This is a genomic window from Neolewinella marina (genome assembly GCF_002631205.1).
Taxonomy (GTDB): Bacteria; Bacteroidota; Bacteroidia; order Chitinophagales; family Saprospiraceae; genus Neolewinella; species Neolewinella marina.
In genome coordinates this window covers 205,645-220,037 of sequence record NZ_PDLO01000003.1, presented here as the reverse complement: position 1 = coordinate 220,037, position 14,393 = coordinate 205,645, and the positions used below count along the sequence as shown (strand labels likewise).

Genomic DNA, 14,393 nt, shown 5'->3' with positions numbered 1-14,393 from the left:
CCCCGCGTTTAGCTGATGCGGGAGCCGTTCTGGATGGGTCGGTCGGGCCGCAGAAGGGTTACGGCCCCTTCCCCCTCGATGCCCCCCAGCACCAAGCACTCACTCATGAAATTTGCGATCTGCTTGGGCGGGAAGTTCACCACGGCTACCACTTGTCGCCCTACCAGCAGCGACGGAGTGTAGTGATCCGTGATCTGGGCCGAGGATTTCAGTGTACCGAGCTCACCGAAATCGATCCAGAGTTTGATCGCCGGCTGGCGGGCTTCGGGGAAGGGCTCGGCCGCGGTGACAGTTCCCACCCGCATATCCACGCGGGCGAATGCAGGCCAGGTCAAGTCTTTTTCCATAGGGTATCGTGGATGATGCGACCCGCAAGGGGCAGCAGATACAGCAAGAAACAAACTACCAGGCTAACTACGGTTACGGAGAGCAGGTCGGCGTAGGGTGCGGCTGCTCCTAGTACTTCCGTAGGCCACAGCCCAAAGGCGTAGATAGTCCCAAACACCAGCCCGCCCCCGACGCTGGCGAAGAAACTGACCCGCGGGACCGGCAGCCACCACAGGCAGAACACCGGGGCCAAACCGACTACCATCGCCCCGGAAACGGTAGTGGCCGAGAGGATGGCGGGATCCAGAAATACGGGCAGGGTGCCCACCAGGGTTATACCGGCCATGGCCCACCGGCCGGCGCCGACCGTGGCGGTAGTTTGGTTTCGGCTGGCCAGGTCAATTACCGCAAGCTTGGAGAAACTGGAAAAGGTGCTGTCCAGGGTGCTGGCGGCCGAGGTAACCATGATGAAGTTCATGACCAGCAGCAACGGCCCACCCAGAAGCCGGGCCACTTCGACGGGTGCCTGCCCCTGTACTCCCGCCAGGTTGCCGTATACCCCTACCAGACTGAAGAGGAGGATGCACCCCGCCCCCAGCGGAACGGCCCAGAGAAAGGCTTTCAGACTCGTACGCGGCTTGGCCAAAAATCCCCGGTCGGTCAACACCGGATCGTGAAAGGGGTAGCTGAGGCTCTGCAGCAGGGCCACCAATAACAGGTTGATCCCCCCGCTCCACCCACTCGTGCCCGGGGCCGGCCCCGCGGAAAGCAACCGGACCGGATCGTAGTCCAGCCGGGGCAATATAGCCCCCAGCACTACCGTAAGCAGGAGCGCAAACAGGGCCATCTGTATGACGTCGGTCAGGATAGAGGAAGACATTCCCCCTTTCAGGCTGTAGGCGAGGGTAAGCGCGGTAAATACCAGAATGGCAACATAGTAGGAGGTGCTGCCGATGTCCCCGAAGTAGCTGCCGATGACCATGGTGTTGGACCACACCTCATTGAATAACCGAAACCCGATCAGCAGGGAGAAGAGCAGTACCGCCCCCCGGCCAAACCGGCTGCTCAGGAAGTGGTGGATACTACGGTAACGCCCCCGGGTGCGGAGGTAATAGATGACCACGCCCGCCACGGCGAAACCCACGTAGTAGGCCGCGTAGGCCGCTCCCCCGATCCAGCCAAAAGAGAGGCCCAGGTTGGCTGCGTTCGTGATGGACTTTGCAAACAGCCAGGAGATGACCAGACTACTGGTCAGGGCCACCACGCCGGGCGCCCGCTCCCGGCGGGTCCCCTGATAAAAGGCACCCGCGGTGCGCGCCAGGGGAGACACGGCGAACAAGATCAGGCTGGATCCCACGACCAGCAGCCACTGCAGGTTGGTATAGGTCAGGAGTTCGTCCATCATTCCACGTCCCACCAGACTGGCACGTTCACCGAGTTTCCGTCGGTGGCTGCCGCTGCGGCCCGGTAATTATCGAAATTCAACGCCTGCTCGTCGGCGGGATAGGGAAAGCGCACGGGGTAGCGCCCGTCGTTCAGGCTGGCGGCCACGGGATTCAGAGCGGGAAAGCCGGTGCGCCGCCATTCGATCCAGCCCTCGTAGCCATGACCGATTCCCGCCAGCCACTTTTGGGTGATGATCTGCTGTAGTCCCCGCTCGGGAGCCCAGGCCGCCGCGCCTCCGGTGAGGTAATCGGTGGGCAAGGGGGTAGACCAGTATTCGAACCCCAACCGTACGCCTTCCTCATAGAGGGCCTGAACGTCGGCGTCCAGGTATCCGCGGTGGGCGGCTTCGGCCAGGAACAGGGTGGTCTCCCAGGCGGTGAGGTAGTTGAACTTCAGGGCCCCGGTATTTTCCCGCCAGATCCGTCCCGGGCGGGCGTAATCATCGGGCACGATGGCCGACGCCGCATCAATTCCGTTAATGATGCCGTTAAATCCTCCATCGTTAACCGCGGGCCGGTACAGGACCTCCACCCGTGGATCGGCGTAGTGGCCGTAGAGCTGCTCGGCCGTCATCGACATCAAAAACACGTTGAAAATTCCTACACGGGCGGTAGCGAAAGCGAAGCTGTTGGGCGGTCCGGCGGTAAATTGAAAGATGGCATCCTGCTCTCCGGAGGTGAAGTAGTTTCCGGATTGGTAGATCGTGGTCAATTCTTCCCGAACGTCCACCCGCCCCGAGATCCGCATTAGCGCCTTTATGCGCAGGCTATTGACAAAACGCCCCCAGGCGGCAAGGTCCCCGGCGTACAGCAAGTCCCCCTTTATTGGCAGCGCGGTCGCCGGGCGATCGAGCAGGGCACTCGCCCGACGGAGGTTATCCAGGATGCCCCCCTCGGCCAGATAAATATTCTCCTGCCGGTCGTAAGCGGGGGTTACTATCCCGTCGGAGCGCCCGCGTACCGCCTCGGAATACGGGACGTCGCCGTAGATGTCGGTCAGGGTCATGGCCAGGTAGGCCTTGAGTACCCGCGCCGGACCTTCGTAGGCCGCAGCGGCCGGATTGTCCAGGCTTTGCTGCAGGAGGGTTTCGTTGTCGCGCAGGGCCACGTAGAGCACGTCCCAGGGGTTGCCTCCTTCCTGGGGACTGCTGAGCGCGTGGCGGTCCAGCAGGTTAAAGTCAATCATGGCAAAGTGCTGACTGAGCAGGTTACCGGCCACGAAGCCTTCATAGCTCATGTCGTCTCCGAAGCCGTAGAGGACCTGCCGCAACAGCAGTTCACTTTCCACTTCAGAAGGGGCGTTCGGATTGGTGTTGATCTCCTGGAAATCTTCGGTACAGGCAGAAAAGAGGAAAACCAGGATGGTAGAAGCGAGGAGGACGTTTTTCATGGTAGCGGTTGGGGGCTTACCCGGTTAGAATTGAAGGCCCAGAGACAAACCGAAGCTGCGGGCGGAGGGATAGGTCATGTCCTCCACCCCAAACACGATGCGCTGCCCCTGAATCGCAAACTGCTCGGGATCGAAGTGGGGAATGGCCGACCAGGCGTAGAGGTTGCGTCCAATGAGGCTCAGGGACAATTCTCCGAGCCCCGAAAGGAAGGAGCCCATCAACTGCTCGCGGTCGAGCTGGTAAGTAATCCTCAGCTCCCGCAACTTCAGGTAGCTGGCGTCGTAGAGGTTGTTCTCCTCGTGGTTGCGGTCGTAGTAGCTGCGGTAGTAGCTTTCGGCGGATATGGCCATGGTATTGGCGACATAGACCGGCTCCTCCTCCGTGCCGGTATTGACCACCCCGGGGATGACGATGCCGTTTTCGGGTCGGTGGGCGGTTTCCTCCAACTGTCCGGCTACGCCGGCCAGGCTGAGGGTGCGGCTGACCAATTGTCCGCCCTGCCGCCAGTCCAGCAGCACGTCCAGCCCGAAATTCCGCCAGCGGAAGGTATTGGAGGCTCCGAGGAGGAAATATGGGTTGGCGTTGCCCAGCTTGCGCAGGGTGTTGTCGGCCACTAATTCTCCCCGGTCGTTGAGGATAAATTGGCCATCGGCCGTCTTGCGGTGGCCGGTGCCCCAGATGTCACCCATTTCTCCACCGGGTTCGACGATGAAGTAGACGGTCTGGTTCACCGAGTTGTAAATACGGCTGTATGACAGGGTAAAGCGGTCGGCACCTGCGGGCAGTGACTCCACCTTGGCGGTGGTAGTACTGAAATTCAGCCGGGTGGTCCAGTTGAACTCGCGGCCGGTGATGGGGACCAGACTAAGAATGGCTTCCCAGCCACGAGACCGGACGGCACCCCCGTTGACGATCTGCTGGCGGTAGCCGGACGACTGCGGGATAGGCAGGCTCAGGATCTGGTTGTCCGTACGTTGGGAGAAGTAGGTCAGGTCCAGCCCTAACCGGTAATCCAGCAGACGAAGGTCCGCCCCAGCCTCCCGGGCGGTGGTTCTTTCAGGCTGTAGATCTGGCTGCGGCAGGGTGGACTGTTCACTGAAGGTGGGCTGCCCTCCGAAGGGCGTCTGGGCCACGAAGGTGGAGGTGGTCCGGAAAGGATCCGTGTCGTTGCCTACCTGGGCGGAATTGGCCCGTAGCTGCAGGTAGCTGATCGCTTCCGGGAGCTCCCACGCCTGGCTCACCACAAAACTCAGACTGGCGGAGGGATAAAAGAAGCGGGTGCTAGATGCATCCGTGGGCGACGCCAGGGCGCTCGACCAGTCGCTGCGGCCAGTGAGGTCCAGGAAAAGGTATTCCCGCAGTCCGAATCGTGCCAGGCCATACAGGCTGTTGATCTGCTTAGCGGCCGAGCGGTCGAGTGCCACTACCGGACTGGCCGCGTTGCTCAGGCGGAAAATGCCGGGCTGAGCCAGGGTGAAGGCGCTGTACTGGGCGTCTGCCGCCCGCTGGGTAAGGCGGTTCCCTCCGGCCAGCAGGTTCATGTCCACGGCGCCGAAGGAGGTGCGATAATCCAGGAGAAAATCAGTATTCACTTCCCGGTAGCTCACATCGTGCTCCGCGTATCCGCCGCGGGGGAAGCGGTTGCTGCTGTAGTGGCGTCGGAACTGTCGGCTTTCACTGCTGTAGTCCATCCCGGACCGAAGGCTAATGCTCAGGTTGTCCAATAATTCATACCGCACGGATACGAAGCCGAACAGGCGGTCGCGGGTAAAGCTGTTCCGGTTTTCGCGGAGGGTGAAGTAGGGGTTATCGAAGAAGGTATAATTGTAGCTGAACTGCTGTATCCCTTCCAGCCCGGGCTGCCAGTATTCTTTCAGGGATTCCACGTCGGTCTGCCGGCCCAGCCAGGCGGTGAGGTCATAGTTGATGTTCTCGGAGCCGTAGCCCCCGGCGGGCCGGTTGTCGGAGCCGGAGTTAAGGTAGTTCAGGCTGGCGTCCACCGAGAAGCGATCCGAGGGCCGGAATTCAAATCGCCCCGCCAGCGTCTTGCGTTTGAGGTTGACGCCCGGAATGAAACTTTCACTCCGCAGGTCGGCCGCCGAAAGACGAAACTCGCCGCTCTCCCCTCCCCCGCTGATGGCCAGGTGGTTGATGGCCGTGTGCCCGGTTTCGTAAAAGTCGCGGACGTTGTCGGGACGGCTCACCCAGGGCGTGGCCGCAATGGGCAGCCCCCCGTGTACGGCCACGTCGCCCCCGCGAACCACCCGCCCGTCCGGAAGGGTTACCGGACTGTCGAACTGCGGAAGGCTCAGCCCGGCATCGAGGCGGGGACCGTAGCTGTAGGTGATATTATCAGAAATACCCCCGCCCAGACCATCGACAAAGGCGAACTGACCGCCCTGCCCCTGTCCGTACAGGTTTTGGTAGCGGGGAAGCCGGAAAGGTTGGTCCAGCGTCAGGCTGCTGTTAAAGCTTACGCCCAGACCGGGCTGCTTCCCTCCACGTTTGGTGGTGATGACGATCACCCCGTTGGCGGCCCGGGTCCCGTAGAGAGCGGCGGCGGAGGCCCCCTTGAGTACACTCACGCTGGACACGTCCGCGGGATTGATTTCCATGGCCCCGTTGCCGAAATCCACCCCCTGAAAGCCGGCGGCAGCTTCGTCGCTGGCGTTGAGGACGGTGTTGTTGCTGATGGGCACCCCGTCGACTACGAAGAGCGGGCTGTTGTTCGTGAAGCTGGTTTCTCCGCGGATAACCACCTGACTGCTGGACCCCACGCCCGTGGCCCCGGCAGTCACCCGCAGTCCCGCCACCTGCCCGCTGAGATTGTCCAGAAAGTTGACTGCCTGGACATCAGTAAGCTCCTCGTTGCCAATCTGCTGCACCGAGTATCCTAAAGTGCTGTTCTGCCGGCGGACGCCCAGCGCCGTTACGACGACTTCTGACACATCAACGCCGGCCACCATCCTGATCCGGAGGGGCATGGGTGTATTCACCGCCACCGGAACATGGTGGTCGCGATAGCCGATATAGCTGACGACCAGGGTGTCCGGGAGGCTTTCTACCGGGAGGGAGAATGCACCCCCCTCATCCGTAAAGGTGCCCTGCGCGGGCTGAGCCTGCATGAATACGGATGCCCCCACCAGGGGCTGGGTGCCGTCCGTCACGGTTCCGGTGAGGGTAACCTGGGCAGACAGCAATATGGACAGGAGGGAGCCACCCAGGGTGGCCCAACCACGTAAGTGAGACATTCGGCAATGGTTGAAGTCGGGAAAAGGGGAAGCGGGAATTACAGCTGCCCCAACGGCGGCCCCCTACCCGTTGCCACCTGTTTCGCCCCAGTAGTTCGCCGAAGTAATCTGCCGAATGGCATTATGGAGCGGCGTTTCAGCAATCCCTGCAGTTCCGGCAACATGGACCGGAGCAGGTACCAATGGCGGATCACGTCGCCCCTGTCGTTGAGATCGGCGAGCCGGGCAAGCTGAACCACCTCTTCCAGGGCCGCTGACAGTTCGGTCATCACCCGGTGGCTTTGCCAGGAAATGCCCCGAATCAGGGGCTCGGTAAAATGGGATCGGTGTAGACCCAGCAGCCAGATGCCGCCCCGCTGGTCTGGTCCGAGGACGTTCCTGCCCTCCGCCAGGGCGCGGGCCGCTTGATCCAAATGACTCACCCGCAGTCCGGGGCAGTCGTTGCCCACTACAATGATGCTCTCGTAGCCGCGGGCAAATACCTCGGCCATCGCCCGGGCCAGTCGGTCGCCGAAGCTGGGACCGCGCTGTCGGCCTTCGTCATAGTGATACACCGGCAGCCCGCTCCGCCCGAGGGTATTTCGGGTACGCCGGAGCAGCGCCCGACTGGCGCTTAAGCTATCCGTGGCGCGGCCAAAGCCCTTCGTGGCCGCTTCCGCGGAGGCGGATCGACTGAAGAGCAGGATGGCGGTGGTTGGCGGCACGGGGCAAATTGATGACGGGGAAAAAACCCACGCCGCAATTTACGGTAGAACCCCGCGGTGCGGATTTACCCCAGCGCGGCTTTAAGGGCAGCGGCCCAAATGCCGTAGGCTTTTTCCAGCGCCTCCCGGTGCTCGGGTTGGGGGGTAATGCGGGAGAGAACTTCCTGCCTGCCTACGGCTTCGGGGAGGTCGGCGGATAGTCCGGCGGATACTCCGGCGGCCAGGGCGGCCCCCACGGCACCGTTGGTATTGTGCACTTCAATGGTGGCCCCCGTCAGGGTGGAGATGGTGGAGGCGAATACCTGGCTTTGGAACATATTGTCGTTGCCCACCCGGATGGTGCTCAGCGACACGCCCAGCTCCTGCATTACTCGCATGCCGTAGACGAAGGAGAAGGCCACCCCTTCAATACCCGCCCGCACCAGGTGGTCACGGGTATGGCGGTTGAAATCAAGTCCGAGGAGGCGGGCCCCCACCTCCCGGTTCTGCAGCATCCGCTCGGGACCGTTACCGAAGGGCAAAAAGTGCAGTCCCTCGCTGCCGATGGGCACTCCCGCGGCAATGCGCTCCATGTTCTCGTAGGTGGTGGCGGGGCTGCACACCTGCTGACGAATCCAGCGGTGGGCAATTCCGGTGCCGTTGATGCACAGCAGGATGCCGATGCGGTCCTGGTCCGGGCCGTGATTGACGTGGGCGAAGCTGTTGACCCGCTGGCCGGGGTCGAAAGAGCGGCGGTCGGTGACGCCGTACACCACCCCGCTGGTCCCTGCCGTGGCCGCCACTTCTCCGGGGCGGATCACGTTCAGGCTCATGGCATTGTTTGGCTGGTCGCCCGCTCGGTAACCAACGATGGTCCCGGGAGCGAGTCCCGTTTCCCGGGCGGCGGTTTCGGAAACCGTTCCCTGTTGGCCGACGGCGGGTACGCGGGGGCAGAGCTTGTCGGCGTCGAGGCCCATTTCCTCCAGGACAAGCTCCGCCGGCTGGTTCTGTTTGAAATCCCACAGCACCCCTTCGCTCAGCCCGGTAACCGTGGTGGTGGCCTGACCGGTGAGCCGGAGGGCGATGTAGTCGCCGGGCAGCATGGCGTGGGCCGTGCGGGCGTAATTATCGGGTTCATGGTCGGCTACCCATTTCAGTTTGGCGGCGGTAAAGTTCCCCGGACTATTGAGGCAGTGGCTCAGGCAACGCTCTTGACCGATGCCAACAAAAGCCTGCTCACCAGTACTTACCGCCCGACCGTCGCACCAGATGATGGAGGGGCGAATAACCTTGTGGTCGGCGTCAACTAAGACAAGTCCATGCATCTGGTAACCAATGCCGACGGCCTTCACTTCCGAACTTGGCACCTGCGTACGCGCCAGCAACTGCTCGGTGGTTTCCACCACGTACTGGTACCAGAGCTCGGGATCCTGCTCGGCCCAGCCCGACTGGGGCGACTGCATGCTCATCTCCTCTTGGGGGGCCTGCACCCGCGCGAGGACCTTGCCGGTGGCGGCTTCGACCAGGGCGGCTTTTACGGATGAGGAGCCGATATCGTAACCAATCGTGTACATGGGAAGCGGGGTTTAATGGGCCCCGAATGTAACACCCAATATCAGTTTGTCCGCATGTCGCGCACGATGAGTTCGCTCAGGTCGTATACCATGACCTCGCCCTGCTTCTCGCGGCCGGTGACACCGTCGGACAGCATCGTGAGGCAGAAGGGGCAGTTCACGGCGATCACGTCGGGGCTCAGGCTGAGGGCTTCGTCGGTCCGCTCTATATTGATGCGCTTGTCGCCGGGCTCGTCCTCCTTCCACATCTGGGCTCCGCCGGCACCGCAGCATAGTCCGTTCTGCCGGCTGCGCTTCATCTCCACCAGTTGTCCATCCAGGGAGCGCAGGACATCCCGCGGCGCTTCGTAGATGCCGTTGGCGCGGCCCAGGTAGCAGCTGTCGTGGTAGGTGATCCGCTTGCCTTTGAAGGATCCCCCTTCGGTCATCTTGATGCGGCCGTCATCGATCAGTTGCTGCAGCAGCTGGGTGTGGTGGACGATCTCGTAGTGCCCCCCCAGAGCGGGGTACTCGTTCTTGATGGTATTGAAACAGTGGGGGCAGGCCGTAACCATCTTCTTCACGCCGTACATATTCAGCGTTTCGATGTTCTGGAGGGCCACCATCTGGAAGAGGAATTCGTTGCCGGCCCGGCGGGCGGGATCCCCCGTGCAGGCTTCCTCGTCGCCCAGGATGGCGAATTCGATACCCGCAGCCGTGAGGATTTCCGCGAAGGCCCGCGTCACCTTCTGGGCGCGGTCGTCGAAGGAGCCGGCGCAGCCCACCCAGAAAAGGATTTCGGGGTGCTTGTCTTCGGCGGCGAATTCGGCCATGGTTTTAACATTCATATCGGTGGGGTCTATGGGGCGTTGAATGATTAGGGTTGCTGGGTTTCAGGTTTTTTGAGTTACTGGGTTGCTGTCCGTCGCTGTACCCTTCGATTACATTACTTGGTTTTTGCGTTTGCCCTTGCTTTGGCAAAAATTTGCAGTAGCGTAAAGTATTCTTTTCCAATGGTGCGGACAGTGTCCTTTTCTACCTGGATCTCTGATTCTAGCAGTATTTCCAGCCAGAATACGGTTTCGTCGCACTCTTCTACGACAATACACATCTTGGCGTACCATTCCTTCTTTGACCGAGCACGACAGGCCGCGCGATAGTTAGCAGCTACGGAAGTGGCGGATTTGATCAGCTGGTAACGAATCACATTCAATGCCGGATTTTTACCCGCTACCTGCAGGAAGTTGATGAGTTGGATCGCCGCCGCTTTCGTTCGCTTCTTTAACTGGATTGAAAACTCCTGATTCGTCGGGCGCTGACTACCATATGCATTCACGGGTTCAGCAAACACCATGTCCTGGTCAGCCGGCACAAATCCTGTCCAATCCGCTTCTTCATCCATTTCTTCTACTCTCTGAGGGTAATCCCAATGGTTGTTGTACTTCCCTGTGAATTGGCTAGCGCAAAAGTCAACGCCAACTCAAAAATTAATCAACTCAAAAACTCAATACCCCCATTCCCCTACCCTTCGGTCCAGGCCGTACGCGAAGTGCCCACGCTCCAGGCCCGCTGCTGGTTCTCGATGCTGTTGAACAGCGGCATCCAGTCGGCCGGCCCCTGAGCCTCGGTCAGGATCTCGTGGCGACGCATCTGGTTGATCATTTCCAGGGGATTGATCAGTACCGGACAGGCTTCCACGCAGGCATTGCAGGTGGTACAGGCGTGAATTTCTTCGCGGGTAATGTAGTCCCAGAGGTTGCGGCCGTCGTCGAAATTGGTCCGGCTCAGGGGCGCTTCCGGATCAGGGGCGAACTCGGTATTTCCGCTGCGGATCTTGTCGCCGATCTCTTCGGCCCGGTCACGGACGTTCATGACGATCTTGCGGGGGCTGAGTTTCTTGCCGGTAATGTTGGCGGGACACACCGCGGTACAGCGGCCGCATTCGGTACAGCTGTAAGCTCCGAGAACGTCGATCCAGCTCATTTCGGTGACGTCGTCCGCGCCGAACTCGGGCAGGGGGGCGTTCATGTCGGGTTCCGGAGCATTGGGGTCGCCGAGGCCCATCATGGACTTCACCTCGTTCATGACCTCCGGCATATTGATCATCTCGCCCCGCGGCTTCAGCCGGGCAAAGTAGGTATTTGGGAAGGCCAGGAGGATGTGGAGGTGCTTCGATTTGGGCAGGTAGTTCAGGAATACGAACACCATGATAATGTGACCCCACCACCCGATGCGCTCCAGGGTGTAAAGCGTCCCGGCCTCCAGTCCGCCGAATACTACCGGTCCAAGGAATCCGCTAACGGCAAAGTTGGTGGGCCGGTAGTGATCGGGGTCCATGTCCTGGAGCACCACGTCGGTGCCGTTCATAGTGAAGATGCAGGCCAGGAGGATAAGCTCAAAGACCAGGATCAGGTTGGCGTCGAGTTTCGGCCACCCCTGCATCTCCGGCTTGTGGAAGCGGGGGATAAAGAGCAGGTTGCGCCGGACCAGGAAGATGACCGTAGCCACGAAGGCCAGGATGCTCAGCAATTCGATGGTACTGATGATGAAATTGTACATCCCGCCCAGCGGTCCGAGGAACCAGCGGTGCACCCCGAAGATGCCGTCGATGAAAATTTCAATCAGCTCAATCTGGGTAAAGACGAAAGCCGCGTACAGCATGAAGTGCAGCAGGGCCGGAATCGGCCGCTTGAACATCTTCTTCTGTCCGAAGGCGACCAGCAGCATGTTGCGCCACCGCTCCCCCGTGGGACCGGTGACCGCTTCGTCCTTGCCCATCATGACGTTGGCGTAGACCTTCCGGAACTGGAAGAAGGCGAAACCGAGTGCCAGCAGGGCTACCACGGCAAAAATGATCGACTGTACCATACGGGTAAAGGTAGAATTACGGGACGGGGCTCCCAACTTTTGTTTGCGAAATTTCGCTACTCGTAGTTGACCGGAGTGTGCACTGCCGTCGGCGATATTACAACATTTTGTTTGTTTTATTCTGAAAAGCGGATTATCTTACTTCCGGCAAGGATCGGGTCCCGGGATCTCCGGATCAGTCATACACCCTCCAGGCCGTTGCAAAAATCAAACAAGTCATAGGCAGCCCGCCGTACCCGTCCCGGTACCGGATGGTAGGTAGTGGTTGTCGGTTAACCTTCCTTTCGCGTACTCTCCGGGAATATGCGGAAAGGCCACCGGCGTGGGCGGTGGTTTGCGCGAAGTGGAGGGAGCTGTGCGGCGGCGGTCGGGTGGGTTCTCCCACCCACTCAGAGGAGCCCTACGCCCCCACTCCACTAACCACTCCCCCAGCTGAAAAAGCCTTTTTACCTTTGCGCCATTATGCAGCAACAGGTCAACGTTTTCAAGTTCGGCGGTGCCTCTCTCAAGGACGCCGACGCCATTCGCCACGTAGGCACCATCCTCAAGCGCTTCGCGCATCAGAGACTCGTCATCGTCGTTTCGGCCATGGGTAAAACCACCAACGCCCTGGAAGAAGTCGCCAACAGTTACTGGCGCGGCGACGCCCCCGAAGCCAAGCAAAAACTCGGCGCCATCCACGAAGCGGCTACCCAGGTGATCAATGAACTGTTCGCCGAGGTACCGGAGGAGCTGACCGCCGCGGTCAATGACCTGTTCGTCAGCGTCGAGTGGGCATTGGACGAAGCCCCCAACCCAGAGTACGATTACGACTACGATCAGATCGTCAGCCTCGGGGAACTGGTGAGCTCCCACATTGTGGCCGCCTACCTTAACCGCATCGACCTGCCCACCCGCTGGCTCGACGCACGCGACGTGATTCAGACCGACAATACCTACCGCGAGGGATGGGTCAAGTGGCCGGAAACCATCGAGCGCGCCGAACGCCTCGTACCACCCCTCCTCCAGGAGGCCAATTTCGTCCTTACCCAGGGCTTCATCGGCAACACCAGCGAGAACTACACCACTACCCTGGGCCGCGAAGGGTCGGACTACTCCGCCGCCATCTTCAGCTACTGCCTGGACGCCGAGGCCATGAGCATCTGGAAGGATGTGCCCGGGGTACTCACCGCGGATCCGCGACTGTTCGACAACGTCACCAAGATCGACCGCCTGAGCTACAAGGAGGCCATCGAGATGACCTACTACGGCGCCAAGGTGATCCACCCCAAAACCATCAAGCCCCTCCAGAACAAGAGCATCCCCCTCTACGTCCGCTCCTTCATCGAGCCCCACCTGGAAGGCACCTACATCACCGACGACGCCGGGGACGTGTACCCGCCCATGGTGGCCGTAGAGCGCGACCAGGCCCTCATCAACATCAGCACCCGCGACTTCAGTTTCGTGGCCGAGCACCACATTCGGGAACTGTTTGAGCACATCACCACCACCCGCCTGCAGGTCAACATGATGCAGAACACCGCGATCAGTTTCAACGTGGTTGTCAACGACATCGACGACCGGGTGGAACGCTTCTGCACACTCATCGACCAGAACTTCAAGACCACGGTGGATCGCCAGCTCGAACTGATCACCATTCGCCACTACACGCCGGAGATCGTCGACAGCCTCCGCCGCGGCAAGGTGAATATGCTCGAAGGCCGTTTGCCCCTGACCCTCCAGATGGTCGTGAAAGACGTACCCGTTATGCGGCGCAAGGACTAGCGGTGACCATCCGTCCAAATTAAAAAGGGGGTGCGCCGGATCGGCGCACCCCCTTTTTCATTGCTGCACGGCAGGATTAGTGCAGGTTACTGGTGATGAGCTTCAGAAATTCATTACGTGTACGCTCCGACTCAAAGGCGCCGGTGAACGCCGAAGTAGTGGTCACGCTGCTCTGCTTCTGCACCCCGCGCATCATCATGCACATGTGACGGGCCTCCATGACCACGGCCACGCCGAGCGGATTCAGGGTAGTATGGATGGCCTTGAGCACGTCGTCGGTCAGTCGCTCCTGCACCTGCAGGCGGCGGGAGAACACCTCGATCACCCGCGGGATCTTGCTGAGGCCCACGATGTAACCGTCCGGGATATAAGCCACGTGGGCCTTGCCGAAAAAGGGCAGCATATGGTGCTCGCAGAGGGAGTAGAACTCAATGTCCTTGACGATCACCATCTCGGAGTAGTTCTCGGCGAACATGGCGGAGCGCAGGATATTCTCCGCGTTCATCTCGTAACCCTGGGTCAGGAACTGCATGGCCTTGGCCGCCCTCACTGGGGTCTTCAGCAGTCCGTCGCGCGAGGGGTCCTCCCCGAGGTCCTGCAGGATACGGGTGTAGTGGTCACTGATGGTATCGGTGGTTTCCTCATCGTAGTTGAGGACTTGTTGTAGCGGCATAATCTATGGTCTTCCGGCCGGTCCGTAGTAGTCGGCGTAGATGTTTTCGGTCTCGTAAAGGCGCACCCGGTAAAGGCGGGAGCCAGCGGCGGCGATTTTCTCCTCCAGGTGCTTCCAGATTTCGCTCGTGAGGTTTTCCGTAGTGGGTTGGCGGCCGTCCTTGAACCAGTCGATGTCCAGGTTCAGGTTGGAATGGTCCAGTTGGTCGACCACCTCGGCCTTGACGATGCCGGACAGCACCTTGGCATCCATGACAAAGCCCGTAATGGGGTCTGGTTCACCACAGACGGTCACCCGCAGGTCGTAGTTGTGACCGTGCCAGTTCCGGTTGGCACATTTGCCGAATACCTCCTTGTTGCGGTCGTCGGGCCACTCCTCCACCGCCAGTTTGTGGGCGGCGTTGAAGGTCTCTCGGCGGGTCAGGTAATGCATGGTCGC

The 14,393-nt window shown here is 60.6% G+C and carries 12 protein-coding genes; 1 reads left to right on the top strand and 11 read right to left on the bottom strand.

What is annotated here, in order from left to right; all coding sequences use genetic code 11:
- Positions 1–8: 8 nt before the first annotated feature.
- The 9 genes from CGL56_RS09330 to CGL56_RS09290 form a co-directional block, all read right to left on the bottom strand.
- Positions 9–347: a tRNA-binding protein gene (locus CGL56_RS09330; protein WP_099106271.1), complete on the bottom strand. Its 339-nt coding sequence runs from the start codon at positions 345–347 to the stop codon at positions 9–11.
- Positions 332–1,732, bottom strand: a complete 1,401-nt coding sequence (locus CGL56_RS09325; protein WP_099106270.1) for a sodium:solute symporter family transporter — start codon at positions 1,730–1,732, stop codon at positions 332–334. Before CGL56_RS09325 ends, CGL56_RS09330 begins: the two co-directional genes overlap by 16 nt.
- The gene (locus CGL56_RS09320; RefSeq protein WP_099106269.1) at positions 1,729–3,162 is read right to left on the bottom strand and encodes a SusD/RagB family nutrient-binding outer membrane lipoprotein; all 1,434 of its coding nucleotides are present in this window, start codon (positions 3,160–3,162) and stop codon (positions 1,729–1,731) included. Before CGL56_RS09320 ends, CGL56_RS09325 begins: the two co-directional genes overlap by 4 nt.
- Before the next feature lie 24 nt (positions 3,163–3,186).
- On the bottom strand, positions 3,187–6,414 hold the full coding sequence (locus CGL56_RS09315; protein ID WP_099106268.1) for a SusC/RagA family TonB-linked outer membrane protein: 3,228 nt from the start codon (positions 6,412–6,414) through the stop codon (positions 3,187–3,189).
- Positions 6,415–6,452: 38 nt separating this feature from the next.
- Positions 6,453–7,118, bottom strand: coding sequence for a TIGR04282 family arsenosugar biosynthesis glycosyltransferase (locus tag CGL56_RS09310; protein ID WP_099106267.1), 666 nt, complete (start codon positions 7,116–7,118; stop codon positions 6,453–6,455).
- Positions 7,119–7,183: 65 nt separating this feature from the next.
- The gene (locus CGL56_RS09305) at positions 7,184–8,671 is read right to left on the bottom strand and encodes a xylulokinase (RefSeq protein WP_099106266.1); all 1,488 of its coding nucleotides are present in this window, start codon (positions 8,669–8,671) and stop codon (positions 7,184–7,186) included.
- 41 nt (positions 8,672–8,712) lie between these two features.
- Positions 8,713–9,498 carry a (Fe-S)-binding protein gene (locus CGL56_RS09300; RefSeq protein WP_099106265.1) on the bottom strand — a complete coding sequence of 262 codons (786 nt, stop codon included), beginning with the start codon at positions 9,496–9,498 and terminating at the stop codon, positions 8,713–8,715.
- A 98-nt stretch (positions 9,499–9,596) separates the two neighbouring features.
- Entirely contained in the window at positions 9,597–10,052 is a 456-nt protein-coding gene (locus tag CGL56_RS09295) for a four helix bundle protein (protein WP_209280282.1), read from the bottom strand.
- Between the two features lie 119 nt (positions 10,053–10,171).
- Positions 10,172–11,518, bottom strand: a complete 1,347-nt coding sequence (locus CGL56_RS09290; protein ID WP_099106264.1) for a (Fe-S)-binding protein — start codon at positions 11,516–11,518, stop codon at positions 10,172–10,174.
- A 462-nt stretch (positions 11,519–11,980) separates the two neighbouring features.
- Between CGL56_RS09290 and CGL56_RS09285 the strand changes: the two genes are divergently transcribed.
- On the top strand, positions 11,981–13,282 hold the full coding sequence (locus CGL56_RS09285) for an aspartate kinase (RefSeq protein ID WP_099106263.1): 1,302 nt from the start codon (positions 11,981–11,983) through the stop codon (positions 13,280–13,282).
- 76 nt (positions 13,283–13,358) lie between these two features.
- On the opposite strand, the gene folE is transcribed toward CGL56_RS09285, so the two are convergent.
- Complete coding sequence (gene folE, locus CGL56_RS09280) at positions 13,359–13,955, bottom strand: GTP cyclohydrolase I FolE (protein WP_099106262.1); 597 nt, start codon at positions 13,953–13,955, stop codon at positions 13,359–13,361.
- 3 nt (positions 13,956–13,958) lie between these two features.
- Entirely contained in the window at positions 13,959–14,387 is a 429-nt protein-coding gene (locus tag CGL56_RS09275; protein WP_099106261.1) for a 6-pyruvoyl trahydropterin synthase family protein, read from the bottom strand.
- Positions 14,388–14,393: the final 6 nt, after the last annotated feature.

Bases quoted from the DNA above. Each gene is read 5' to 3' on its own strand.
- CGL56_RS09315 (WP_099106268.1), bottom strand. From the start codon at position 6,414: ATGTCTCACTTACGTGGTTGGGCCACCCTGGGTGGCTCCCTCCTGTCC.
- CGL56_RS09300 (WP_099106265.1), bottom strand. From the start codon at position 9,498: ATGAATGTTAAAACCATGGCCGAATTCGCCGCCGAAGACAAGCACCCC.
- folE (WP_099106262.1), bottom strand. From the start codon at position 13,955: ATGCCGCTACAACAAGTCCTCAACTACGATGAGGAAACCACCGATACC.
- CGL56_RS09305 (WP_099106266.1), bottom strand. From the start codon at position 8,671: ATGTACACGATTGGTTACGATATCGGCTCCTCATCCGTAAAAGCCGCC.
- CGL56_RS09330 (WP_099106271.1), bottom strand. From the start codon at position 347: ATGGAAAAAGACTTGACCTGGCCTGCATTCGCCCGCGTGGATATGCGG.
- CGL56_RS09325 (WP_099106270.1), bottom strand. From the start codon at position 1,732: ATGATGGACGAACTCCTGACCTATACCAACCTGCAGTGGCTGCTGGTC.
- CGL56_RS09295 (WP_209280282.1), bottom strand. From the start codon at position 10,052: ATGGATGAAGAAGCGGATTGGACAGGATTTGTGCCGGCTGACCAGGAC.
- CGL56_RS09275 (WP_099106261.1), bottom strand. From the start codon at position 14,387: ATGCATTACCTGACCCGCCGAGAGACCTTCAACGCCGCCCACAAACTG.
- CGL56_RS09320 (WP_099106269.1), bottom strand. From the start codon at position 3,162: ATGAAAAACGTCCTCCTCGCTTCTACCATCCTGGTTTTCCTCTTTTCT.
- CGL56_RS09285 (WP_099106263.1), top strand. From the start codon at position 11,981: ATGCAGCAACAGGTCAACGTTTTCAAGTTCGGCGGTGCCTCTCTCAAG.
- CGL56_RS09290 (WP_099106264.1), bottom strand. From the start codon at position 11,518: ATGGTACAGTCGATCATTTTTGCCGTGGTAGCCCTGCTGGCACTCGGT.